Annotated in this window: 26 protein-coding genes and 1 tRNA gene; 12 read left to right on the top strand and 15 right to left on the bottom strand. The window is 43.2% G+C overall.

Going from position 1 to position 24,208, the window contains the following annotated elements; genetic code table 11:
• Positions 1 to 10: 10 nt before the first annotated feature.
• The 4 genes from MNR06_RS10435 to MNR06_RS10420 form a co-directional block, all read right to left on the bottom strand.
• Positions 11 to 925: an acyltransferase domain-containing protein gene (locus tag MNR06_RS10435; protein WP_243535771.1), complete on the bottom strand. Its 915-nt coding sequence runs from the start codon at positions 923 to 925 to the stop codon at positions 11 to 13.
• Positions 925 to 2,262, bottom strand: coding sequence for a ferritin-like domain-containing protein (locus MNR06_RS10430; RefSeq protein ID WP_243535769.1), 1,338 nt, complete (start codon positions 2,260 to 2,262; stop codon positions 925 to 927). The genes MNR06_RS10435 and MNR06_RS10430 overlap by 1 nt, the downstream gene beginning before the upstream one ends.
• Before the next feature lie 172 nt (positions 2,263 to 2,434).
• Positions 2,435 to 3,451: a hypothetical protein gene (locus MNR06_RS10425; RefSeq protein WP_243535767.1), complete on the bottom strand. Its 1,017-nt coding sequence runs from the start codon at positions 3,449 to 3,451 to the stop codon at positions 2,435 to 2,437.
• Between the two features lie 79 nt (positions 3,452 to 3,530).
• On the bottom strand, positions 3,531 to 4,094 hold the full coding sequence (locus tag MNR06_RS10420; RefSeq protein WP_243535765.1) for a dihydrofolate reductase family protein: 564 nt from the start codon (positions 4,092 to 4,094) through the stop codon (positions 3,531 to 3,533).
• A 337-nt stretch (positions 4,095 to 4,431) separates the two neighbouring features.
• On the opposite strand from MNR06_RS10420, the gene MNR06_RS10415 reads away from it, so the two are divergent.
• Positions 4,432 to 4,860 (top strand): Hsp20/alpha crystallin family protein, encoded by a 429-nt coding sequence (locus MNR06_RS10415; RefSeq protein ID WP_243535763.1) that lies wholly within the window; start codon positions 4,432 to 4,434, stop codon positions 4,858 to 4,860.
• An 84-nt stretch (positions 4,861 to 4,944) separates the two neighbouring features.
• On the opposite strand, the gene MNR06_RS10410 is transcribed toward MNR06_RS10415, so the two are convergent.
• A complete protein-coding gene (locus MNR06_RS10410; protein ID WP_243535761.1) occupies positions 4,945 to 5,223 on the bottom strand; it encodes a hypothetical protein in 279 nt (92 codons plus the stop codon).
• The gene (locus MNR06_RS10405) at positions 5,207 to 5,344 is read right to left on the bottom strand and encodes an SRPBCC family protein (RefSeq protein WP_243535759.1); all 138 of its coding nucleotides are present in this window, start codon (positions 5,342 to 5,344) and stop codon (positions 5,207 to 5,209) included. Before MNR06_RS10405 ends, MNR06_RS10410 begins: the two co-directional genes overlap by 17 nt.
• Positions 5,345 to 5,550: 206 nt before the next feature.
• Here MNR06_RS10405 and MNR06_RS10400 point away from each other — a divergent pair, with 206 nt between their 5' ends.
• The gene (locus tag MNR06_RS10400) at positions 5,551 to 6,177 is read left to right on the top strand and encodes a hypothetical protein (RefSeq protein WP_243535758.1); all 627 of its coding nucleotides are present in this window, start codon (positions 5,551 to 5,553) and stop codon (positions 6,175 to 6,177) included.
• A gap of 66 nt (positions 6,178 to 6,243) precedes the next feature.
• Positions 6,244 to 6,333, top strand: a tRNA-Ser gene (locus MNR06_RS10395).
• Between the two features lie 66 nt (positions 6,334 to 6,399).
• On the opposite strand, the gene MNR06_RS10390 is transcribed toward MNR06_RS10395, so the two are convergent.
• The gene (locus MNR06_RS10390) at positions 6,400 to 7,773 is read right to left on the bottom strand and encodes a cellulase family glycosylhydrolase (RefSeq protein WP_243535756.1); all 1,374 of its coding nucleotides are present in this window, start codon (positions 7,771 to 7,773) and stop codon (positions 6,400 to 6,402) included.
• A 172-nt stretch (positions 7,774 to 7,945) separates the two neighbouring features.
• Between MNR06_RS10390 and MNR06_RS10385 the strand changes: the two genes are divergently transcribed.
• Positions 7,946 to 8,299, top strand: a complete 354-nt coding sequence (locus tag MNR06_RS10385; RefSeq protein ID WP_243535754.1) for an ArsC/Spx/MgsR family protein — start codon at positions 7,946 to 7,948, stop codon at positions 8,297 to 8,299.
• Here the strand turns inward: MNR06_RS10385 and MNR06_RS10380 are convergent.
• The gene (locus MNR06_RS10380) at positions 8,296 to 9,051 is read right to left on the bottom strand and encodes a substrate-binding periplasmic protein (RefSeq protein ID WP_243535753.1); all 756 of its coding nucleotides are present in this window, start codon (positions 9,049 to 9,051) and stop codon (positions 8,296 to 8,298) included. The genes MNR06_RS10385 and MNR06_RS10380 overlap by 4 nt on opposite strands.
• A gap of 6 nt (positions 9,052 to 9,057) precedes the next feature.
• On the bottom strand, positions 9,058 to 10,287 hold the full coding sequence (locus MNR06_RS10375) for a DEAD/DEAH box helicase (RefSeq protein WP_243535751.1): 1,230 nt from the start codon (positions 10,285 to 10,287) through the stop codon (positions 9,058 to 9,060).
• Positions 10,288 to 10,470: 183 nt separating this feature from the next.
• On the opposite strand from MNR06_RS10375, the gene MNR06_RS10370 reads away from it, so the two are divergent.
• Entirely contained in the window at positions 10,471 to 11,766 is a 1,296-nt protein-coding gene (locus MNR06_RS10370; RefSeq protein WP_243535749.1) for a DEAD/DEAH box helicase, read from the top strand.
• On the opposite strand, the gene MNR06_RS10365 is transcribed toward MNR06_RS10370, so the two are convergent.
• The 6 genes from MNR06_RS10365 to MNR06_RS16750 form a co-directional block, all read right to left on the bottom strand.
• Positions 11,755 to 12,255, bottom strand: coding sequence for a hypothetical protein (locus MNR06_RS10365; protein ID WP_243535747.1), 501 nt, complete (start codon positions 12,253 to 12,255; stop codon positions 11,755 to 11,757). The genes MNR06_RS10370 and MNR06_RS10365 overlap by 12 nt on opposite strands.
• The gene (locus MNR06_RS10360) at positions 12,252 to 13,361 is read right to left on the bottom strand and encodes a 3-oxoacyl-[acyl-carrier-protein] synthase III C-terminal domain-containing protein (protein WP_243535745.1); all 1,110 of its coding nucleotides are present in this window, start codon (positions 13,359 to 13,361) and stop codon (positions 12,252 to 12,254) included. Before MNR06_RS10360 ends, MNR06_RS10365 begins: the two co-directional genes overlap by 4 nt.
• Before the next feature lie 114 nt (positions 13,362 to 13,475).
• On the bottom strand, positions 13,476 to 14,783 hold the full coding sequence (locus MNR06_RS10355) for an AmpG family muropeptide MFS transporter (RefSeq protein WP_407933221.1): 1,308 nt from the start codon (positions 14,781 to 14,783) through the stop codon (positions 13,476 to 13,478).
• A 35-nt stretch (positions 14,784 to 14,818) separates the two neighbouring features.
• Positions 14,819 to 16,456 (bottom strand): amidohydrolase family protein, encoded by a 1,638-nt coding sequence (locus MNR06_RS10350; RefSeq protein WP_243535742.1) that lies wholly within the window; start codon positions 16,454 to 16,456, stop codon positions 14,819 to 14,821.
• 21 nt (positions 16,457 to 16,477) lie between these two features.
• Positions 16,478 to 16,933, bottom strand: coding sequence for a GNAT family N-acetyltransferase (locus tag MNR06_RS10345; protein WP_243535740.1), 456 nt, complete (start codon positions 16,931 to 16,933; stop codon positions 16,478 to 16,480).
• Entirely contained in the window at positions 16,930 to 17,415 is a 486-nt protein-coding gene (locus MNR06_RS16750) for an HNH endonuclease (protein ID WP_407933220.1), read from the bottom strand. The genes MNR06_RS10345 and MNR06_RS16750 overlap by 4 nt, the downstream gene beginning before the upstream one ends.
• A gap of 214 nt (positions 17,416 to 17,629) precedes the next feature.
• Between MNR06_RS16750 and MNR06_RS10340 the strand changes: the two genes are divergently transcribed.
• From MNR06_RS10340 to MNR06_RS10310, 7 genes are all read left to right on the top strand, one after another.
• A complete protein-coding gene (locus MNR06_RS10340) occupies positions 17,630 to 18,103 on the top strand; it encodes an FKBP-type peptidyl-prolyl cis-trans isomerase (RefSeq protein WP_243535738.1) in 474 nt (157 codons plus the stop codon).
• A 174-nt stretch (positions 18,104 to 18,277) separates the two neighbouring features.
• Positions 18,278 to 18,763 (top strand): YajQ family cyclic di-GMP-binding protein, encoded by a 486-nt coding sequence (locus MNR06_RS10335; protein WP_243535736.1) that lies wholly within the window; start codon positions 18,278 to 18,280, stop codon positions 18,761 to 18,763.
• 133 nt (positions 18,764 to 18,896) lie between these two features.
• Positions 18,897 to 19,253, top strand: coding sequence for an RNA recognition motif domain-containing protein (locus MNR06_RS10330; RefSeq protein WP_243535734.1), 357 nt, complete (start codon positions 18,897 to 18,899; stop codon positions 19,251 to 19,253).
• An 81-nt stretch (positions 19,254 to 19,334) separates the two neighbouring features.
• Positions 19,335 to 19,934 carry an arylesterase gene (locus MNR06_RS10325; RefSeq protein ID WP_243535732.1) on the top strand — a complete coding sequence of 200 codons (600 nt, stop codon included), beginning with the start codon at positions 19,335 to 19,337 and terminating at the stop codon, positions 19,932 to 19,934.
• Positions 19,931 to 20,596, top strand: a complete 666-nt coding sequence (locus MNR06_RS10320; RefSeq protein ID WP_243535730.1) for an ABC transporter ATP-binding protein — start codon at positions 19,931 to 19,933, stop codon at positions 20,594 to 20,596. Before MNR06_RS10325 ends, MNR06_RS10320 begins: the two co-directional genes overlap by 4 nt.
• On the top strand, positions 20,596 to 23,139 hold the full coding sequence (locus tag MNR06_RS10315; RefSeq protein WP_243535727.1) for an ABC transporter permease: 2,544 nt from the start codon (positions 20,596 to 20,598) through the stop codon (positions 23,137 to 23,139). Before MNR06_RS10320 ends, MNR06_RS10315 begins: the two co-directional genes overlap by 1 nt.
• Positions 23,139 to 24,152, top strand: coding sequence for an L-threonylcarbamoyladenylate synthase (locus MNR06_RS10310; RefSeq protein WP_243535725.1), 1,014 nt, complete (start codon positions 23,139 to 23,141; stop codon positions 24,150 to 24,152). Before MNR06_RS10315 ends, MNR06_RS10310 begins: the two co-directional genes overlap by 1 nt.
• Positions 24,153 to 24,208: the final 56 nt, after the last annotated feature.

Raw genomic sequence — 24,208 nt, 5'->3', positions numbered from 1 at the left:
GCCTTTTTTATTACGCTAAAATTTCAAAAGCTTCTTTTGTTTCAACTTGCACAGGAATATCGCGCATTAAGCCCGACAAACTTCGGCAAGGGCCGATGTTAATGAACTGTTTAATGTTCTTATCATTTACTAACTGTTGCACCGCTTGTGACCAATGAATAGGGCGAGTGATGCTTAATAGGAATTCCTGCTTAATAAGTTCGGGATCTTCCAATGGTTGGGTGCTTAGGCTTGAGAAAACCGAAATCTTCGGTTTAAACGCTTTCACTTCATGAAAATCACTTTCAACCGCTTGCACGTAAGGCAAGATGTAACGAGAGTGCGCAGGGTATTCTAGAATAGTGATAACATTCCAGTTCTTTTCCTTCGCGCGCTCTTCAACCTTGTTAAGGTCAGCATAGCGGCCACCAATGTTTAAAAATCTTGGTGTAAGACAAGAAACATCCACAGCGGTTTCATCAAACCACGCAAAGTCCTCTGCACCGAAAACTTCGCCCTTTGGTGCTAGAACACCGATGTTTTTACCGATTTGGTCGATACCATCGATTCTTTGCGTGAACCAGATGTGATTAAAAACGGCGTCTTCAAAAGCATATGCTCCTGCGAATACAGCGCGAGCTAGGTCACCCAGTGAACAACCCATAACCCAATCAGGTTCACCGACTTTATCTTTTAATCTTTGCGCTACGCCTGACTGAATAGAACAGATAGCCACAGCAGCTAAACTGATGTTTTTTAAAGAATAGATTTCTTCAGCGGGCAGCTCTAGGAATTCTTTAAAATCAAATTTCTTATTAAAGCGGTCACTAATGACGTTTTCAGCGCGGGCAAAGTAATCCTGCACCTCTGGAAGGTGAAGGAATCGCGCGCGATCTGATTTTCGCATCAACGAATTTAACCCAGGAAAAATAAAAGCAACGGACATTATTGCAGCTCCATAACTGGGGAAGATGCCAAAGTCGGTGTTGAGTTTACTTGGTTTTCTACAACTTTATATGGAGGAACGAAACTTCCTGCTGCCTCGGCTTCAACAATTAAATGAACGCCTTGCGCGCAGAATTTTTCAAACTGTTCTTCTTCGATCTGTTTTACGAACTTCAGAATTTCAGGATCGAAGTAGTTTTTCTCTGTCAGGTTGTTATTCACCATTTTTGTATGTTCAGCTTCATCGTTAAGGATGACAGCGATGGTGTGGGCTAGGCTCATGTTATCAGTAGTGCGTTGAATTTCAGAGTAGTGTTTAAATACTCTCATCTCTAAGCCCCAAGCGCCGTAAAGATAAAGCATTTCAGGCTCTTTGATTTCTTTCATAAGCGCACTGAAATAACCTAGCAGATATCTGTTGGAAGCGCGGATCATCGACTTTTCAAGCTGTTTATAGACGTCCGTTTTTGAATACACGCGGCGATCCAAAAGGATGCAACGTTGTAACATCTGTGTATGACGGATTTCATCATCAACGTGTTCTTGCATAGAAGGCGGTTGCGGGATGTTGCGATCGTTGAAGATTCTTTGCATGTGTCGTGCAGCGGTTTCTTCGCCGTTAGCTAAAGCATAAGTCCAAGCGTATGTTGCATAAGGACGGTCCGAGATCATCGCTACTAGCTGCGAACTTGGTTTTAGATCAGCTAAGTTCTTTTCATCGGCGTCGATGAATTCTTGTACCAAGTCAGTCATTCTAAGAACCATTTTTAAGCACATGTCTTTTTCAATGGCTTGAAGCTGTTGCAAAGAAATTTGATCTTCAGCTGGTAAAGAATCGCGGAACTTTCTTCCTAAAGCGATATGGGCATTTTCTTCAGACAAAACTTGTTTCATGGCCTCGCGGATTTTTGGATCGCGGGTGCCATCGATATACACTGAATAAATTTGGAAAGGGAACTGTTCGATAGTGATAGCGCCGTGAACATAAGCTGTGAATCGAGATGAAGCTTGAACCAATACTGGATTGGCGAAATATCCCATCACGAAGGACTCAGCGATGTTGCTAAGTCTTTGGCGAAGCAGGCGATAAGATTCGTTTAACGGCTCTGCATGGGGACGTAAGTTTAAGATCACATCACGGTGACGGTATTCATCATCAGCGTGGTTTTGAATCTCTGGAATGTATTCTTTTGGGGTCGACTTAGAGATGTTACCCATGATTTGTTCTGCCGCTAAATGCTCCATATGTGAAAGCGTATTTAACCATGCAGATTCCAAGTGGGGAGTTTGAACTACGAGCGAAATAAGATTTGCGATTGAATCAGTAAAGCTTGCCATGGCATATACCTAGCACGCCTAAATAGGTCCTCAAAGAAGGGCCTGCGAATTACCGTAAAATTCAAAAAAGACAGCGAAATCACTGTAAAATTGACATAAAAATCGGTGCCTGTGTGTTAATCGCAAAGTGGTTAACCGGCTCAGGATTCATGAACTGTCGCGGAATACGGTATTAAAAGTACAGCGTCGTTGAAAGAGAAAACTCTCGTAACAGGTAGTAATTGTAAAGTGCGCCAAGCATGATGTTCTTCGTAACGCCGAAACGGACTCCGCCAAAGTATTCAATTTTGACGCTTTTATTCTCCATCTGTTTGGTTTCATAGTTATAAGCCATGGTTGGAGATTCCTCCACTCGTTGAGACAGAGTGAAGATGGCTCTTTTCGTAGATAAAGTCGCAGTGTAAGTTTGCACTGTTGCAAACGCCGGTTCGACATAATCTGGAACTAGGACTTTTAGATTTGAATAATCTAAAGACAATGAATGCAGGAATAAACCCAGATTGTAAGTGTGAACCTGGTACTTGACGACGTCATAAGCATTTCCGCCAAAGCCATCATCATAGGACATTGCACTTTGATCGTTATAAACTGAATATCCAAACGAGAAAGCCCCAAGCGAACCATTCAGACCACCACCGCCCGTAGTACCGTAGCTGATCTTATTGTAGCGAGCCATCACACCAAGGTTTACAGAGTAATTGTTAAGACCTGAACCCGTTTTTTCTAAAAGATTGAAGGCTGTTGCCAAAGTGATCTTGTTATTTGGGAACTTTTCACGCTCTGTTTTGCGGTCTTGAGTTTGAAAGGAATATTCAAAACCCGGTTGGCCGAAAAAGGTATCTTCACTGTTTGACGGGGAAATTGCAGCACCGAAGCGCCCTGTCCCGCGAACGAACGAAAGGTCCCCTTCGCTTTTAAAAAAAATCGATTCGATACCATAACCTTTTTCCGTGGGAACTGCCGCAGGATTGATCTTAACTTTCGATCCAGTGCTTGGGGCTCCACCGTCTCCGCCACTGCTTCCGCGAGATGAGCTGTCACATTGATTGATCAACTGACAACGTACATCTGGAATACCAGCTTTTGCCGATAACGGAGTGATAGAAAAAAAGAAAGCCAGCACCGCCAGCCCAAGAATGGATTTTTTATGGTGAATCACAAAGAAAGGATAACTAGAATTTGATAACAAGAAAACTCTGGGCTGCTAACTTTAAAAATTCTGTCAAAAGAGCCGGATTTTGGGCCAAGCCCTAAGTCCGGGTTGGCGTTTACGATGGGGAATAAGACAGAAAAACATTCCCATTCTTGAATGTGCGCGAGTTTGTCAGCTTTAGATTAAGGATTTTTTGTAAACCTTCAAACTGAGTTCTTCCTGAGCCTAAAACAACGGGTATAACTACGACTGAGTAGTCATCGATTAAGCCAGCTTCAGAAAGTTGGGAAATAATCGAGCCGCTTCCTAGAATTGTTATATCAATTCCATCTTGGTTTTTAAGTTTGCGAACTTCCTCAACCAAATCACCTTTTACAAGTCGGCTGTTATTCCATGTGACATCAGAAAGAGTTTTAGAGAAAACTATTTTCTCCATTCTATTCATTCCATCAGCTATTTCCGGCATCATTTTTTTTGCTTCTTCTGTAGGCCAAAAACTTTCCATCATCTGAAAAGTTTTTCTTCCGAATAATAGTGTGCCACCGCCTCCAGCATTCCCTTTTACAAAGTTATCAAAGTCTTCATCAGGGGGTGCACAGTGGGCCCAACTCATGTCCGAATTTTTGTCAGTAAAATAGCCATCTAAAGAAATTGAATTGAAAGCAGAGACTTTGCGCATCAGGACCTTCCTATGGGGTTAGTATCAAATTTAAACGGACCGTTGTCCACGCTCTGCAAAAAAAGCAAAGAAGAAAATTTTTAAAAAAAATTTTTGACGTCGCCTTGACACTTTTTATTTCGAACAGATCTTTAGATCATGAAAGGGGACGTACATATGAAGTACAGGCGTAATTCACTGCAATCAAAAGTTGCCAATACTCTTCATAGGTTCATCGTTATGATGGGTTTTATGGCTCTTTTCACTCTGTTCATAAGAAGTTAAATCAGAAGTAACATTGACAATTTAAATAAAGATAACAAGTTCAATTATGAAATCTCATTGAAGGAGGTTTGAAATGAGAACATTAGCAACCTATTGGCCAACAAGAACTCTGTCTTCTAATCTTTTAGGAGAAATGGACAGACTCTTCACACAGCCGGTCTATGATGAAAGATCATTCTCTCCGGTTTGTGAAATTTCCGAAGCAGAAGAGCACTATTTATTAAGTGTTGATTTGCCGGGAATGAAAAAAAGCGACATTAAAATTGAGTTGGTAGATAAACTTTTAACCATCTCAGGAGAACGTAAGCGCGAAGTTTCTGAAAAAAAAGAAACAGTACAACGTTACGAAAAATCCTATGGCTTCTTCAAACGCAGCTTCACAATTCCGTCTTCAGTAGACGCAGAAAAAGTCGAAGCCCGTTATGAAGATGGAGTGTTAGAACTATTTATTCCAAAAGCTGCTTCCGCAAAACCCCGCCAAATTGAAATTCAAACTGCCTAACCTTTCCCGTCCTAAAATTGTGACTCTCCTCCAGAAAGCCCCGTGCCGTCCCGCCGGGGCTTTCGCCTTTTTTGGCTGAGAGCTTTATTTTTCTAGAATTGATTTTAGCTTCTGCAAGTCTGCTTTCACTGCCGAGGCATCTTTTTCATAATCGATATCAGAAACTTTTGGCAGGCGGTAAAGTGTAAAGATAACTTCGCTACCATCGCCATTTTTTACGACCCGTAGGGGGTTGTGATTTACGTCGCCATTTGGAAGAGTCACATCGTGATCAAGCACGCCGAACTTATTTTTCTCTGTGAACTTTACTTTAACACTTCCCATCGGTGAATCTGCTATCCAGTAATCACCAGATTTGGTCATTTTTAGATTTGCTTAAGCCCTCAGCCCATTTCGGCATGTTTTCAGGATTGGCAGTGAATTCATAAACTTCGCTTGGCGAGCGGTTGATGGAAGTTGTGATTTGCCGGGAAGGGTAAGTCATAGTCTGTCCTTTGCGCGCAGAGGCACCGGCCAAGTTAAACAGTATTAAGAAAGGTAAGATTAAAAATGATTTCACAGCATGAGGCTGGAGTGTTTTGAAGATTCAGTCAAGGTGGCGCGTGTTCTGTTGTCTTTTCATTGATCTGTTGAAATTGGATTATTGCTATCGGCAAATCTGTGTATCATCAAAAAAACGGGAGTACGTAAGTGAAAAAATTGATCAGCTTCGTTTTTATTTTAGTTTTGCTTTTTCAAAGTGTAAGTAGCGCCAATTTTTCTGATGAGGGTATGAGCCGCGAAACACTTGTTGATTCTTTAAAAAAGAACACCAGCTTGAATCAGGAACAAATCGATCAACTCATTCTATCTTTGCAACAAGCTTTCAAAGTTGAACCTGGCGAAAAAATTCCCGTAAGAGGTTATCTTTACGCTGCCGGAATGAACGGAGCTTTATTATTCGATCACGACGTCTGGCTTTTCGATGCGGTCTTGTCCATTCCTGGAGTCAGCGAGCCCGTAAAAGTTCCAGAACTTTTCCTATGTGATTTTCATAACGGCGGTCTTAAGTTCGAAGTTGCCTACAAGTGGATGTTTTCATTCATCCCTAGTGGCGTAACCGTGAATGAACTGCACGGCGCCTTGTATGGACGGGGACTGGGGTTAGTGGCAGAAGCCTTCTTAGGTCTTGAAGGCTCATGGTTACCAGCAAAGAATCGTCCCCACGATCTTTTCCACATCGCCATTAAATTAGGTTTCGGCGGCGGAGTCGTCTTCCCAAAAATGGAATTCAAACTGCGAAACATCACTGGAAACGCCTCCACGGTCCGTTACTGAAGGACTGCTTGATTTGCCACAATGCACTATGCTATGTTGGCTGTTCTTTAAAACGTTCCTGTTTGCGGAGAGGTGGCCGAGTGGCTGATGGCGCACGCTTGGAAAGCGTGTTTAGGTTAATCCCTAACGAGAGTTCGAATCTCTCTCTCTCCGCCAATTTCCAAAAAAAAGTGCCAAAGCTTTCGCCTTGGCACCTAGTTGATTGTCTCTGATTAACTTAATTTACTGAGCTAGCAAATCCCTAACAAATACACCCATGCCGCCAGGGCCGGGTTTTAGTGTCCAATCGGAATTGAACATTCGCGGGCCCCACAGGATATCGAAGCTCCATACTGTCCAACTTAATCCACGGTTTCTCATCCACGTTTCGAAGTTTTGACCGTAAGTGATGTCGCCACCTTCTGTACCGCCTGATTCAAATCCCCACTCTGTGATGAATAAAGGATATTTATCAGCAACGGCACCGTAACGAGAATCCCACATCGAAATTGTTTGATTCGCATACACGTGCGCTACGTAAACAATGTTTTTACCTAGAACCGGATCAGTAGCAGCTCCTGCGATGTGTGATGACCAGTATGGACCACCAACAAGTAACAAGTTGTTTGGTGCATAACTGCGGATCAAGTTCGCGATTGGCTGAGCAATCGTTGTACGCCAAGTAGACCAGTTGTCTGGATAGATTGGCTCATTGAACATTTCGTAAATCACGTAAGGATTGTTCGCAAACTTCGGCGCCATGTATTTCCAGAATGCTTCCACTTTGGAATAAAGCGTGTCGTAGTTGCTAACATAGTGAAGGTCGATGATAACGTAGATGCCTTTGTTAGTAAGCTCAGTCACCAACGGCGCGATATGGTTATTGAAGTATTTATCCCAACCATTCGTAGCACTGAAGAAACCTTCGTTTGGATACGCTGGATCCCCAGGAAGAATCGGCAAACGAATAACTTTAGCTTTGTATGTGTCTGTAGCTAAGTTCGCAACACTGCGAGCAGAAACTCCAGGACGCTCCCACGTTTTTAAATTTAAGTGCTCTGGATCGGCGATGTTCACACCTTTCAGAATCACTGTCTGTCCATTTGCATTTACGATTTTGTTGCCAACAACATTCAACCAGCCTGTTGCGGGAACAGGAGTCGGTGTCGGTGTTGGTGTTGGTGTTGGATTAACAACGACAGGATTTGCGCCAGTACCAGTGTAGGAAATTGAGTTTTCTTCCCAAGTCCATCCAGATCCTAAGTAGTAACCGAAAGTGAACTTTCCAGAAACTGCTCCTGCAACCTGCGGAGCATATTTAATTAAAACAGTGCACGATTTGCCGCGCTTTAAAGTCCATCCACTTGTCGTGTTGAACCCGCAAGTACCGCCAACTTTAGAAAATTCAGTTGAGCCCGAAAACCAGTGGCTATCCAAACGCACATTCTGACTGCCGATATTTTTAATAGTGAAAGTTGTGGTCTTTGACTGGCCGATGGTGACCTGACCGTAGTTTGTCGTGCCGCTCACTGAAGTTACACCAGCATTTACTAATGCAGGCGATAAGAATCCAAACAGCATTAGTGCCGTAAAATATTTCTTCGACCATTTTGACATGTGAAGCCCTCCATGGGTTTTAAAAAAAACACCTTAGCAAGGGCGGAACTGAACAAGGTTCAGATGAACTTTAAACTCGACTAAATAAAGACCTTCGCTTTAACATCGCGAATGAAAAGTCGACATCGGTCTAGTAAAATACGATCATAAATAGGATGTCGTGAGGTACAAAATGAATCAATGGAAGCTTTACCACAACCCCAATTGTAGCAAGAGTCGCGAAGCTTTAACTCTGTTAGAAACAACAGGAGTGAACTTTCACATCATCAACTATATTAAAAATCCACTTACACAAGAAGAGCTTACAGGATTAATTTCCGAACTGAATTGCTCGCTATCTTCGTTAGTGCGAACAAAGGAACATGATTTTACTGAAGCTCCGTTTGATGTTAATTCTGCAGAAGAAGTGGCATATAGACTCTCTAAAGAACCGCATTTAATGGAACGTCCCATTCTGCAAGGAAAGGGCGTGGCAGTTATAGGACGTCCATTAGAGAACTTCAAAGTGCTTTTAGATAACAATTAATCTTGTAGGTTATAGCGAGCGTTGAAATCCTTCAGGATTCGCTCGTAGGTGCCGTCTGCAATAATTTTCCCCAGACCTTTTTCTAAAATGTCTGCGTATTTTGCGCCGTCTTTATGTTTTTTAGAGAAACTTAAATACAGATTCGTGGAAGAGATGACTCCCAAAGGTTTTACTTTCAAAGCTAAATCAGGACGTTCTTTTAATAGATGCATGCCAGTAAGGCCCCATAAAACCGCATATTGGATTCTGCCGTTCGCTACTTTTTCTACCTGTGACTTTTCGGTAGGACCGGGAGCATGAATGATTTTTTTGTTGGTGATGAGTTCCGTAGGATAAGTGTAGCCGTTAGTAATCCCAACAGTTTTTCCTTCAAGATCTTTGTAAGTGAAGGACCGAGGATTTTCGCTTAACGGGCCATAAACGACAATGTCGGCCTTAAAAAGCGGAGTCGGATGAAAGATGAATTTATCCTTGGTTTCACTACTAATAACAGTGTCAAAACAACCGACGGCTTTTCCTTGGTCGACTTCATGTAGGCATCGAGCAAAAGGAACGGGACGAATCACTGCAGTGACACCTTGGGCTTTAAAGGCTGCTCGCACTATTTGAGGAGCCAGACCTTCAACGCTTTTATAATCCTTTGAGGCAAACGAATACGGAGCCCAGTCGTCCTCGCCATTTATAACAACCGTTCTGGCGAATGCTGAACATAGAATTAAATTTGCAATTAAGAATAAAGCTAACTGCAACATAGGATGTTACTTCTTTTTCTTACCCTTCGAAAAACGAGCCTCTTCCGCTAACACCATTTCTTGTAAGCTTAATCCTAAATCGGGTTGAGCTACAATGGCTTGATAAGAATTTTTGCTAACTTTGATTTCTTCAATTTTTTTCGTAAGCAAAGTCTCAACATCCTCTAGCAAAGGTTTTTCTTCTTGGCTGCAGAAGGACACAGCAATCCCTTTGTTGAAACCGCGTCCCGTTCGTCCGATGCGATGAACATAGTTTTCTGGCTTTTCAGGAAGGTCATAGTTAATCACATGCGTAACATCAGGAATATCGATACCGCGAGCACTCACGTCAGTAGCAATCAAAACTTTGCAGTCACCATTGCGGAAGGCCTTCATAACTTCAGCGCGGTCTGCTTGATCATTGCCTCCGTGAATTGTCAGACTTTGAATCTCTGCACGTTCTAATGCCTTAGCGACGCGTTCAGCGCGGACTCTGGTGCGAACGAAGATGATAAACTTTCCTTCTTCGTTTTGCTTAAGATATTCCGCCAAGAAAAAGCGCTTATCATCCATTTCCACAAACATCACAAAGTGCGCGACATTTTTAGAAACTGGATCTTCAGGGGAAACCTGAATACGAATGGCATTACTGCGTACTTGGGAAAAAGCTAATTTTTTAATTTCAGGATTGATCGTCGCAGAAAAGAATAAAGTCTGATGGCGACGAGTGATTTTACGCTTAATAGATTCGATGTCTTCAATGAATCCCAAATCCAACATGTGATCGGCTTCATCAAGAACCAAGGTTTCAATATGGCTGATATCGATGAAACCCTGGCTGATCAAATCAAACATACGCCCTGGGGTGGCGATAAGAATATCAATACCGTCTTCCAGTTTTTTGATTTGCGCATCTTGTTCAACCCCGCCGAATACAGCGAAGGGTTTTACTTTTGTGTGTTTAGAAAGGCGATTAAATACTTCACCAATTTGCTGAGCTAGCTCACGGGTTGGCACCATCACTAGGCACTTAATTCCTAAAGACCGCTTGCTGCTTTTGTTGCTATGAATTTCATTAATAATCGGAATCGCAAAGGCTGCAGTTTTACCAGTACCGGTTTGGGCGATCGCGAGAACATCTTCGCCCTTCATGATCGATGGAATTGCCTTGTACTGAATATCCGTTGTTCTAAAAAAACCATTGTCGTTGAGGTTACGGACTAAATCTTCAGATAGATGGAATTTTTCGAACTTCACGGCGAACCTCTTCGTTTTTTGGGAAAAATGGATGAGCAGGTTTACCATGGGGGCCCTTCGAGCGAAACTAGAAAGAAAAAAATGCCTATCGGGGCTGTCTTGAGATTGGTCACTACCTGCCTTTTTTACACCCTGAAGGGTAAGTGGGTGCTGGGGAGGTGAAATCAGATATACTCCGGGCCTATGAATACATTTCCTGATTTTGGCTTATTGCCATCCCTAATTAAGACCTTAAAAACCCTTAAAATTTATACTCCTACCGAGATTCAACGAAACGCTATCCCGTTGTTGATGTCAGGCCAGTCCGTAGTTGGGGTTTCTGAAACAGGCAGTGGTAAAACCCTGACTTATGCTCTTCCGATCTTACATCTTTTAAAATCGTTCGAAAACGAAGGTAATTCGGTAACAGAAGCGGCCATGCCACGCGCGATAGTTCTTGTACCTTCAAGAGATTTGGGTGAACAAGTTTCTAAAGTATTTAAGCAATATACCCACGACACCCGTTTAAGAGTTCGCCCGGTACTGGGTGGAACAACCTTTGAACAAAGTCGCCGCAGTATCGAGGGTGCCTTTGAAATTCTATTAGCTACCCCAGGCCGCCTTACCCAGTTAATGGAAAAGGACCTGATTAACTTTTCTGACGTGCGCATGATCGTATTTGATGAAGCCGATCAGATGCTGGACGACGGGTTTTTAACCGAATCAGAAATGATCGTAAAAGCTTGTCCAGACGACATCCCTCTAGCTCTTTTTTCTGCAACTGTTTCTAAACGTGTGCAAGAGCTTATGACTTCTCTTTTTGAAAAGGCGGAAGTGGTTCGCTCTAGCGGAGCTGGTAAAGTTGTTAAAACTTTAAAAACAAAAAATGAAACTGTGATCGACGGTCTTCGCTGGCCTATTTTTGAAAAGCTTCTAAAGCAAAAACCAGAAGGCGGGACGATCGTGTTCACAAACACCCGTGAGCAATGCGATAAACTTGCCGCTGAAATTGAAAAAAAGGGTTTTGCTTGCGTAGTTTATCGCGGCGAAATGGACAAGGGACAGCGTCGCAGCAACTTAAATAGTTTCAGAAAAGGTGAAGTGAATCTTCTTGTATCCACAGATCTTGCCGCCCGCGGTCTAGATTTGGATCATGTGGGACGAGTTATTAACTTCCATTTACCACAAGACATGGAAAACTATCTTCACCGTGCAGGTCGTACGGCGCGTGCGGGCAAAGAAGGTTTAGTCGTAAATTTGGTAACAGAGCGAGATCTGAACTTAATCGCAAAGCTTGAAGGTAAAGGCGTAAAGGAATTAAAAACGCGTTTTAAGGATAAAAACGGCAAGCGCCTGCATGCACCCGAAGAACTGCGAAAGCCAAAAGTAGCCAAAGCTAAGACAAAGTCCGCTAAACCTGCACAGGAAAATGGCGCAAAGGCCAAACCTGGTTTTAAACCAAAGTTTAAACCAAAAAGCCAAGCCCGTTCATTCACTTAAGTATTCATACATTTCATCAGATTGTCGTTTCATAAGGGCCGCTTCTTCTGCGGCCTTTTTTACGCGGTAATATCTAAAATTCCAATAGACGAGTTGGTAAATTAAGAAACAAAAAATACCACCGGCAACCGCTAGGAATGTCGGACGTAAATCTTCCCACTCACGATAGCCTAAATACAGAGCTAGGGGATGCATCATAAATAAAACCGCATGCAGCCACATTTCCTCAGCACTGCAGTACTTGCGATGAATCCATTCATCCTTAGTCACACAGATGCTTGAGCCCACAGCCATGGCAAAAAATATTTTTTCATTTGTTGGGGTTTTATCGGCGAATGCTAAGAATAGCAAACAAGCTATCACGGTCATCGTGTCGATGGGGTGGCCAATGACTTCCCACTTAGGCAGCCCACGTTTGCGATGAAAAAAGAATTCATCAAACAAAATGGCTGCCCCTTGAATCGCAGAGGCCACAATAAAAAGGCTCATACCTTCTCCATCAACCCACCACAGATTGTTAGACCTGGTCCGAATGCATAACTGATAATCGGTGTGCCCGATGGAATACTGTCATCGTTAAGCAGTTTTTCCCAAAGATGCGGAAGTGTCGCTGAAGACATGTTGCCACGCTCTTTAAGAATAGATCTGCTGCCTTTGACTTGATCTTCATTAAGCTCAAGTTGCGCTACGACCTGGTCGATGATTTTTGGTCCACCTGGGTGCACGGCAAAGATCGCATGTTTTCTGATGTAGTTCATGTCGATGTCGCGACCACTGAGCCAACGATAAGTAAAGTCTTTAATTTTCTTGCCAACCATCATGGGCACATCTTTAGAAAGGGTCATCTTCATGCCCCAATCCGCAACCATCCATTCCATGGCTTCAGTTGTGTCTGGGACTAATTCCTCGTGTAAAGAAATCAGTTTGAAACCCTTCTTAGGTTTTTCCGCAGTCATCGAATAAGCAATCACGCCATCGGCAAAAAGACTTTGAATAACCATTTGTTCTAGGGTTGGATCCTGCGGATTTAAATGCAGGCTGCATAGTTCGGTGTGCACTAGGTCCACCGACTTCTTTTTACCTAAGACGTCGTGACTGCTTAAAAAGCCCGAGGCCATGCGCAGGGCAGGAAAGGCACCGTAACATCCCATGTGATAAGAATGGGTGACGGTTACGGTCTTAGGCGCTTTAACCGCCACACGTTGTGCAGCACTTGGGGAAATATAACCTGTGCAGCTGACGTGAATGATGTCATCAGGAAACTTTCTTGTTTCATAAAGGTTATCAAAAATTTCCCTGACGGTCTTGTGATAGAACTCATGCCTTTGCAACATCGTCGCGCCACGGGGACTATCCTTGATCGGATAGATCTCGTGCTTTTCCCATTCGGTGTGTTGCGAATCTGGCAGGAAAAATCTGCGGGTCGCTATTTGCGATTCAGAACAAGCCACTCTTTGCAGAAGTTTTGCGTAGTCTTCTTCAGAGTAGTTTTGATCCTTCTGCGCAACTTTGTAAGCGGCAGCGAGCCACTTAAGGCCCTCAGACTGGTTATTATGAAACGGCGGTTGTATTGAATTAAAGTTTTCTAAGTACATGAAAAAAGGCTAAAGGCCCTATCATGTCCCTGAGTAGATCCAGTGTTATGAATCATCAGGTATTCAAAGCATCCGACAGGAAAGTGGGACCGGATAAAGTTTTCCGGTCCAGGGTTAATTAACAGCTGCTGTTGTACCAACGGATTTGTAGCTGCGAACTAAAAGAATACACAGGAGCAAAGCTGGTATACCAACGAGGGCGGTGCTTATGAAGAATAAAGCGTACCCTTCCATTAGCGTGCGACCTTCAGAGAAATTCTGAACCATAACGCCGGAAAAACCTTTAAGAACTTTTCCAAGAAGAGCGTAGAAGGAACTTAATAATGCGTACTGGGTAGCGGTATAACCAAATGTAGTTAAGCTCGACATGTAACCCACAAGCGCAGTTCCAGCAAAACCAGAAGCAAAGTTATCAATGATCATCGCTGTCGTGAAAACTTCATTGCTCGGACCGACGATTGCCAAAAGCGAAAAACCTAAATTAGAAGCGGGTCCGATCACCGCACCGACTAAAAGAGTCGTGATAAAACCAAAGCGCACAGCTGATAGACCGCCAGCTGCGATTCCCACCACAGAGGCAATCAACCCCACAGAACCGCGCACAGCTCCGACAGTTTCCTTGGTGATGCCAATATCTGCATAAAACGGATTAGCCATGGGGCCCATCATGAAATCTGAAAGGCGATACAAACTAACAGCTGCTAAAATCAATAAAGCTTTCGAACCATGTTGTTTAAAAAAGGCAATGAATGGTCCAGCAACCGCATCAAAGACAGCGCGAGCGCTCCATTTGTGTTCAGTGACTTGTGCAGCTAGGTTGCGACCTGGTTCCACGGCTAAGAACGTTGCCACAAGACCCACAGCCATTAAAGCACCCATCACGCTGTATGAAACGGCCCAGCCCACAGAAGCTGCAACGATCAAGATCAAGGCATCAGTAACTAACAAGGAAGCACGGTAACCCAGTTGGTAAGCTGAAGAAAGTAAGGCCATATCTTCACTGGCATCAGAGACTTCAATCCTCCAAGCATCAACAACGATATCTTGGGTCGCAGAAGCAAAAGCCGCTAAAGCAGCAAGACCTGTAAAGAGCATCAAACCACCTTCGGGTTTGACGATGGACATGCCGATCAAAGCACCTGCAATTAGAACTTGCGATACCACCATCCAACCGCGGCGACGCCCTAACATCTTTCCTAAAATCGGAGCATTCACTTTATCAATCAGTGGCGCCCACAAAAATTTTAAGGAGTAAGCAAGTCCCACCCAAGAAAGAAAGCCGATAGTAGCTAAAGTAATCCCTGCTTCGCGAAGCCAGAATCCCAAAGTGTTTCCGACCAGCATGAAAGGAAGGCCCGAAGAGAAACCTAAAGCTAACATGATGGCTACTTTAGGGCGGGTTACAGCACGAAGAGTTTGCATCCAAGAAGGCTTCGATTTTTTAGCAGATGTGGTCACTAGTTGCTCTTTCCAAGTTTCTTTCTCATCGTCCACAATAGATGGCTAATGTACGGACGGCGGGTTTCCCCAGTTGTTACCATTAATAATTTTGTGATCTTAAGGTTTACACAATCAGTGTAAAGCAAGATTAACATTTCATAAATAAAATTGGTGTTCAATGTCACGTAGTTATCAGTGCCGACACCAAGTTGCACTCCCTTTTTTTCCCACCACGAAAAAGGATGATCTTTGTAATCTTCAAACTTACCCGTAAGCTTATTATTTGAAGAGGGCAAGGACACCAATGTCACACCTTTTTGAATCATGCGATTCAAAACGTCGTGCTGATAATGTTCAACTTCGCGAGCGGTGTGGAACTTTGCCTTAACGAACAAAATATCTTCTTCCGCACTAAGAACAGTACCTGCTTTGATCTTTTCTAGAACGTGGCGGTTAAAGCCCCAATCAAGTTCGGAAAGTTCACGGTAAAGAGGATCCTTTTCGGTGATTGCTAAACCTTTTTGGTTCTTAGCGTGGATGTCCTGGTAAATGCGGTGAAAATATTTATTTGGATTAATCCCTAAACTGATTCCATGTTCAAGCGTATCGATATGCCAAATATTCATAGCATTATCCACAGCTTGAATTCCTTTTTTCAAAGTGTACCAAGTTTCACCATGATGGGATCTGATTTTGAAGCCGCGGTATTGCAGTTTTCTAAAGCCGCCTTGCATTTCATTGAAATGCTCTTTGCGGTAAAGTTCACGCTCATCACCCACGGTATCTACATCCGTAAGATGTCTGATTAAAAACGGGTACTGATCTAAAAGGGCGATGATCTGGTTAATCTGCTCAATGAAATGCGCCTGGCGATTCGGAAACTTTTCTGCATCAAAGTGATTTGATTCCTTACGGAATGACGGGGATAAAATAAAATCAAAGTCAGGATGTTTTACCTGAAACTTTTTAAAGCCATCATATAATCCCAACACGACATCTTCAGAAGTCACATCATCAATGCCAGGAATTTGTTCTGAAGAACTTGCCGTCGAACGCGACAATGAAAACTTAAGACGGATTTTCCCAACGTTGTATTTGTGATAAAGCTCTTCAGCCATGTGATAGGCGGCTTCCTCATGGGCCTCACGGGAAATAAAGATCAACTTTGGTAAATATAAAATTTTAAGATAGCGCGAAAAGCCTTCGTTTTCCTGCAGGCGAATTAGTTTATCAACGTCAGCAACTGATCGGATTGGTAAAGCATTTTCCCCATACACTTCTTTGATTTTTTCTTCATAGATGGCTTTGTGGGGACCTTCTAAAAGTTTTTTCAGGCGGGGGTAAATAAATTCAGCGTTGATGGCACCCGTTAAGTGGATGTGTTCTTCATTGTATTTCAGCGGAAAGTGACTGAAGAATTCAGCTAAAGCCGCTGATAAAGGATGTTTTAGCAAAGAACTGATTGTGACTTGATTGATCTGAAACTGATTTAACAATTCACGAAAGTTTGCAACTTGCTGGTAAGCTTCTGGGTGTCGTTGCTGAAGATCAGAGGATAATAACAGGTCGATAGTATCTGACAGCGAAATGCCATTTGTTTCGCTGATAACTTTTGTCAATGCTGACGTGAGTTGAGAGTGAACTGCCGTATTCACCAGTCCTCCTGTCAGCAGAGGTTATCTAGGAATCAAAGGCTTGTACATGACTTTATGGGGGCCGATGTCTTTCATCTCAAACAGTGGACCGAAATATTGATAACCCTGTTTTTCATAAAACGGAAAAGCTTTGATGCGCGCATTAAACCAAACAAGGTCACAACGTTTTTGGCGAAGATACTCGACACCATAGCGTAAAAGAATTTGGCCAAAGCCCTGGCCGCGATATTTTTCGTCAGTAGCCATGCCACGCAAGCGATAGGGAAATCCGGAACTTAACGAAGGATGAGGTTCTAAAATAAAAGTGGCGATGCAAACAAGTTTGCATTCGTGAAACAGGCCAAAATGTTTGGTGGTTATTAAATCATCGCCCGGATTAATACATTCATCTTTGGAAAGAAAAGGTTTCAGAACGCGCTGACGTAAATCTAAAGTTTCAGCGGTGGAAATCTTTCGAATGTCGTACTGTAAACTCATCCCGTGTTAAGCCTTAAATTTAAATACGGAGCCCAGTCAGGTGGAACATGATCTGCGCTGATCTCCAGTGCTAATGTTGGTAACCATGATGGAGCGCGCGGCTCTGTGAGTAAAGGCATATTTGCAGTTCGTGGTGTGCGATTGGCTTTTCGTTGATTGCAGTCTCTGCAGGCAGAAACAACATTTGTCCAATTTTTAGGTCCGTTATGAGATGCCGGCACGACGTGATCAAGAGTAAGTGCTTTGGCAGGAAGTTTGGTGGCGCAGTATTGGCAGGTATAATTATCGCGGATATAAACATTTTCTCGGCAAAACCGTATGGCGTGCGAGGTTCGAGGCTTAACATAGCTCTTTAACCTCAGAACACTCGGCAGCTGAAACCGATGATGTACTGATCGGGCAAAGGCAGAATGATACTCAAGTATCTCTACCTTGTTTTGAAACCACAGAACCAAGGCCTTCTGCCAACTCACAACCCGCATAGGTTCATAACTTGAGTTGAGCAATAAAGACCGTATCGAGGACATCTGCATCATGCTTCCCCCTCAAAGGTGCGATCTACTAATAATTATAGCGAAAAGCCGAGGACGATTTCAAGCCCCCGTCTTAAATATTGAAAAGAACAGGCCTTTTTATTTGCTAAACGCAATTAATAATGGGATACCCGCCCCCATAGCCACTTTAGGAGGTATCACAATGAGAAGAGTATTGGCGTTTAACTACGTTTTAAAAGGACCTGATGGAAATGTTTTGGATGCTTCTGAGCGTGGACAACCACTTCCTTTCTTAGAAGGTGCTGGTCAAATCATCCCAAAATTGGAAGAAGAAATTAAAGACCTTAAAGAGGGTGATAAAAAAACAGTTAAGATTGCTGCGAAGGATGCTTACGGCGAAGTTCGCGACAATATGTTCATGGATGTTCCTAAAGAAGAGCTAGCTCACTTGCCGCAACTTGAAATCGGCAGCCACTTGCGTTTGGAATTGGGCCAAGGCGCGCACATCGTTCGCGTAACTAAAATCACAGACTCCCATGTAACTTTAGATGGAAATCATCCTCTTGCTGGTCAAGATCTTGAGTTCAGCGTTGAGATGGCGTTGATTCGTGAAGCAACTACTGAAGAAGTGTTGCATGGGCATCCACACGGCCTACACGGTAACTCTGGTCACTAAGCGGGCGAGTGAAAAAGGCCCGGCTGACTGCGTTGTCGGGCTTTTTCCTTCTCTCCGACGTGCTAGCAGCACGCCTCCGTTGCGGAAAAAACCCTCCGCCTTGCATCCGAACCTTTTTGACTCACCCTTGATTTTCGGTTTATTTTTTCTCAAAAATATTTAGGATTTTTTGATATGCCATCGTTTGATATTGTTTCTGAGATTGATGTTCAAGAAGTTGATAATGCCGTTAACCAAGCCCGCAAAGAGGTTGAAGGGCGTTATGACTTCAAAGGCAGCAAAGCTGAAATTCAATGGGATAAAAAAGAAATTATCCTAACAGCTGAAGATGATTATAAAGTTGAAGCGATGGGTGGGATTCTACAAACGAAACTTCATCGTCGCGGCATCGATATCAAAGCCATCAAATTTGAGAAAAAAGAAGAGGCCGGCGGCAGAATGCTGCGCCAAAAAGTTCTTTTAGTTCAAGGTATTGAGAAAGAAGTCGCGAAAGACATCATTAAATTAATTAAAGATTCTAAGCTAAAGGTACAGCCTGCAATTGCGGACGATAAAATCAAAGTGTCCTCAAAAAGCATTGATGAGCTGCAGGAATGTATCAGCCTTGTACGTGGTGGGAACTTTTCTATTCCTTTACAATATAATAATATGCGCCCGTAAAAATGGGCTTGCACACTATTTAGGCCGTTGCTAGCCTAAATTCAGTAAAAAGTTTTCCCGTGCGAGTGTTCTCGATTTTATGTTGTTCGAAGGCTTCCTCGGGTTTTTAAAAGAAATTCCACAGGAGGTCTTTGTGGCAAAGAAATTATACGTAGGCAACTTGCCTTATTCAGTAGACGATGAAGCTCTTCATCAACACTTCGCTCAATTCGGAGCGGTAGACTCTGCGAAAGTAATCATGGACAGAGAAACAGGTCGTTCTAAAGGCTTCGGCTTTGTAGAAATGGCTGATGATTCTGCGGCTGATCAAGCTATCGAAAGAGCTAACGGCGTTGAATTGAACGGTCGTCCAATCAATGTATCTGAAGCTCGCCCACAGGCTCCTCGTGAAGGTGGCCCACGTCGTGGTGGTTTCGGTGGCGATCGCAATGGCGGTGGTCCTCGTCGCGGTGGTTTCGGCGGCGATCGTGGTCCTCGCGGCCCGCGCTAATTACATTGTTCGGACTCCGCAGATTTTTGTGACGAGTTCAGACTTGTTTTAGAAAACAACAAAAGGTCTCATAGTAACCCTATGAGACCTTTTTTATTTTTCATACTTCTTACTTTCTCCTCATTAGCATTCGCTGAAAAAAAATTGATCGTGTTGGGTGATTCCATTACGGAGGGCTACGGTGTCGCCAAGGATGCTGCCTACCCATCACTTTTAGAAAAAAAGCTTCATGAAATCGGCAAAAAAGAATGGAAAGTCGTGAACTCTGGCGTTAGCGGTTCAACCACTGCATCTGGCGTTACGCGAATGAAGTGGCTGTTTAAATCGAAACCTGATGTCGTGCTTTTAGCGTTAGGTGCCAACGACGGACTGCGCGGTTTAAAGATCGAAGACAGTCAGAAAAATCTGGCAGCGGCGATTGAATACGCACAAAAAGAAAAGGTTCGTGTGATTCTTTGCGGTCTGTATATGCCACCGAATTATGGAAAAGCTTATACTGATCAATTCAAAAAGATGTATGAATCTTTGGCGTCCAAGTACAAGCTTGTTTTCATTCCATTCATTTTAGAAAAAGTCGGTGGCAATCCAAAATACAATTTGGCTGATGGCATTCATCCCAATGAAGAAGGCCATAAGATCATCGCTGAAACTATTTTTTCAACCTTGAAGAGTGCCCTATGAGTTTAATCCTAAAAAATGTTCGTAAAAGTTTTCAGCAAGGTGATTCGCAAATTGAAGTTCTAAAGGGACTGCAAACCAATATTGAACCAGGACAAATTGTCGCGATCGTCGGTCAGTCAGGCAGCGGGAAATCCACGCTGCTATCGCTTTTAGCGGGATTAGAGCGTGCTGACTCTGGGGAAATTCTTGTGGATAACGTAAATCTTGTGGGCTTAAGTGAAAAAGAAATCACAAGCTTCAGAGCGCAAAACATCGCCATCGTTTTTCAACAGTACCATCTGATTGCGCATTTAACCGCGCTTGAAAACGTCATGCTGTCTTTAGAAATTCTAAAGATGGATGACACACGGGAAAAAGCTGAAGCCGCATTAAAAGAATTAGGCTTAGGACATCGCTTGGATCATTTTCCAAGCCAATTAAGCGGCGGGGAATGTCAGCGTGTCGCTATTGCTAGAGCTTTAGTGGTAAAACCTAAAATTCTTTTAGCCGATGAACCAAGTGGGAACTTAGATACACACACCGGTGATAAAGTGATGGATGTGTTTTTCGAGATCGTGCGCAAACATGAAATCACCACCATTCTTGTGACCCATAGTGAAGCTTTAGCGCAACGTTGCCAACGAAACTTACGCCTTGAAGAAGGTCAGTTGAGGGAAATCTAATGCTATTGCGACTGGCCTTACGTGAACTTCGCCGCAGCTGGAGTTTTGGTTTATTTTTTATATTTAACTTAAGCTTGGGTTTAACTGGCTTTGTTACTTTAGAGGCTTTTAATCAGGCTTTAGAAAATCAGATTAAAGCAAATGCCCAGGCCATCTTATCAGCGGATTTAGCCGTGTCGGCGCGACGTGAGCTGAATGAAGATGAAGTGGCTAAGATGAAGGCGGCCGTTCCTGCTGGAACTCAAGATTCTAAGGTCTATGAATTCTTTGCGATGATGAATTCTAGCAAAGGGTCGCGACTTGTTTTAGTGAAGGCCATTGATAAGGGTTATCCCTTTTATGGCGAAATGGAGCTGCAATCCGGAAAAACCATTCATGCACAATCTGAAAAAGAAATTCTGACTTCTGAAACAGCATGGATTTATCCAGAATTAAAATCCCAAGTTGGAATCGATGTAGGCGATGAAATTAAAATTGGAAACCTGAATTTAAAAGTTGCGGATCTGGTAAAAAAGGATGCCACGCAAACTTTCCGTGCTTTGACCCTGGCTCCGCGAGTATTTGTGAACCGCGAGCTATTGCCCCAGTCAGGTCTAATTCAATTTGGCAGTACCTTTACGGCGGCTCACTTATTCAAACTTCCAGAACAAGGCCAATCAGATGTAGTTCGCGAAGACCTTTATAAGGTGTTGCCTGATCCTGCGATCAATATTGATACCCCATCTTCAGCAGGAGAGGACTCGGGCCGCCAGCTAGGTTATCTATCTGACTATTTAGGTTTAGTGGCTATCATTGCGTTATTCATGTCGGCTTTGGGGGCTGCTTACCTATATAGATTGTTCTTATCAACCCGGATGAAAGAAATTGCGATCCTTCGTACGTTAGGCCTGCAAAGTGTGCAGGCAGTAAGTGTCTATATTATTCAAGCATCGCTTTTAGGTTTGTTAGCCACAATTCCTACAGTGGTGTTTAGCTATTTGTTACTGCCGTTTTTAAGCAAACTTCTAAATTCTTTCACACCATTTGATTTGCAACCACAGATCAGCGCAGAAGCTTTATTAATTTGTATCATCACCGCAGTGTTCGGCAGCTTCGTGGTTAGTCTTCCGTTCCTGGTTAAGATATTCGACTTAAAAGCGGCAAAACTATTTAGCGAAGAAAAGTTTTCAGTGGGTGAGGGACCAAAACGTATTTGGCCATTCCTTCCCTCATTACTTCTATTTTACTTCTTAGCTATCAATCAGGCTAATTCCATTAAGACAGGAAGCATCTTCACAGCATCAATGATCGCTGTGATCTTAAGTCTTCTGGCGATTGGATATTTAACCGTGAAGTTGGCTGGATTGATAAAAGGGTTTAACCGCTGGTTTTTTAAATTTAGCTTCTTAAGTCTTTCCCGCAGAGCCGGGGCAAGTCTTGCCATTTTTGTTGCCTTAGGCTTGGGAGCGCTATTAATCAATATCCTTCCGCAATTAAAAAATTCCCTGCAGGCGGAATTCCAAACCGAAGGCAGAAGTAAAATTCCATCGCTATTTATGTTTGATATTCAAAGCGAGCAGATGGATGGGGTCCAGCAAACCCTTGCGAAAAACCAGGTTCAACCTTTAGCAGTTTCGCCTTTGATTCGTGCGCGAATTTTAAAAGTGAACGGCATGGACTATGAAAGAAAGATTGAAACTCAAGGCTTCAAAACCCGTGAAGAAGAACGCGAAGCGCGCTTCCGCAATCGCGGTGTGAATCTTTCGTACCGTACGGATCTTTCGACTTCAGAAACAATCACCGATGGCAGGCCGATCAGCGGTCCTTACGCCGATCCCGATAAGCCTGCCGAACTTTCAGTTGAATACAGATTTGCTGAACGCATGGGATTTAAGATCGGCGATCGCATTGTGTTTGATGTGCAAGGTGTTGAAGTTGAAGGCGAGATCGTGAACCTTCGTAAAGTAAAGTGGACAAGCTTTCAGCCCAATTTCTTTATCTTGGTTCAGCCGGGCGTCTTGGACGAAGCGCCGAAAACATTTATCACAGCTATTCCATCCTTACCGGATGCTAAAAGAACCCAGTTACAGAACGAAATCGCATCACAGTTTTCAAACATATCTGTTGTCGATGTAGTTCGAACTGTGGATGAAGTTCTAAAAACTGCAGAAAAAATGAGTTGGTCCCTTGAATTAATGGCAGCGTTAGCTTTGGTGACTGGCTATATCGTGCTGTTTTCGATCGTGCGCAGTCAGATTAAGTTGCGTCGTTGGGAACTGAACATGCTAAAAATCCTGGGTGCATCTTGGAGTGAAGTCGCAAGCTTCATTCTTGCTGAATTCGCTTTCTTAGCTTTTTTAGCTGCTTTAACCGGGTCGTTACTTAGCATTATTGTGAGTTTTTCGCTGAATACCTTTATTTTTGAAAGTGACTTTAAGCTTTCTTGGGCTCAACCACTGGTATCAGTTCTTATCATCACTGCATTTAGTTTATTGATTTCTTTCCTTGCAAGCCTGGATATTGTAAAAGAAAGTGCATTGGGTGTTCTGCGCGAGGAAAAATAATGACGGTGAACGAGGCCTTAACAAAAGCCAAAAACATTCTGGATGAAGGGGGAGTCATTGGCTTCCCTACAGAAACAGTTTATGGCCTGGCGGCTCGTATCGATATACCCGCAGCCATTGAAAAGATTTTTATCACTAAAGAACGCCCGTTCTTTGATCCATTGATTGTCCATGTGGCTTCTATTGAACAAGCTAAGAAAGTCACTGCGTACTGGGGACCGGCGTCCCAAGCTTTAGCAGAAACATTCTGGCCAGGCCCATTGACTTTGATCTTACCAAGAGATCCCTCAATAAATTTGATGATCACCTCAGGATTAGACAATGTGGGAATCAGGATGCCCAATCATCCGTTGGCATTAGAAATCCTTCAGCAAGTTGGGGTTCCACTAGCAGCACCAAGTGCTAACAAGTTCGGAAGAACCTCGCCAACTTCAGCTTCCCACGTGCGCACCGAATTTAAAAAAGAAGATGTGTTTGTGGTTGATGGTGGGGACTGTGATATTGGTATTGAATCAACTGTGTTGTTGGTTCGTCACCGCCCAGAAAAGGTCGAGCTATCAATCCTAAGACGCGGCTTCGTTCTTAAGTCTGATATCGAAAGAGTCCTTTCAGATAAGGGTTTCACGTTTGAATTTATCGAAAAGATAGATAAACGCGAATCTCCAGGCCATATGAAACATCATTATATGCCACCGGTCCCATTGATCGTTTGTACAGAAGAACACCGTTCTGCTGAAAGCATTCTTAAAGAAGTAAATGAAAAGCTTGGCGAGCTTCCAGATGAAATTGAAAGTATCAAAATTATCAAACCTGCCGGGGGCATTCATAGCCATTCTGTTCTCAAGCTTTCAAACGATCCTTTATTAGCGACCCGCGAGTTTTATGGAAAACTTCGCGAAGTTGCCTTGCAAGGAAAAGACTGCATCTTATTTTACCGCACCTCCCAGCAAGTGGGCGAACGCTGGGAATCTTTATTTGATCGCTTGAATAAAGCGGCCTCTTTAATCGTTTAAGTTCGTTTTTTGTTAAGACGGCAAAACAATATCTTAAGAAGCTTCTAACAACCTTA

This window comes from Bdellovibrio reynosensis (assembly GCF_022814725.1).
Lineage (GTDB): Bacteria > Bdellovibrionota > Bdellovibrionia > Bdellovibrionales > Bdellovibrionaceae > Bdellovibrio > Bdellovibrio reynosensis.
This window is presented reverse-complemented; position numbering and strand designations above follow the sequence as displayed.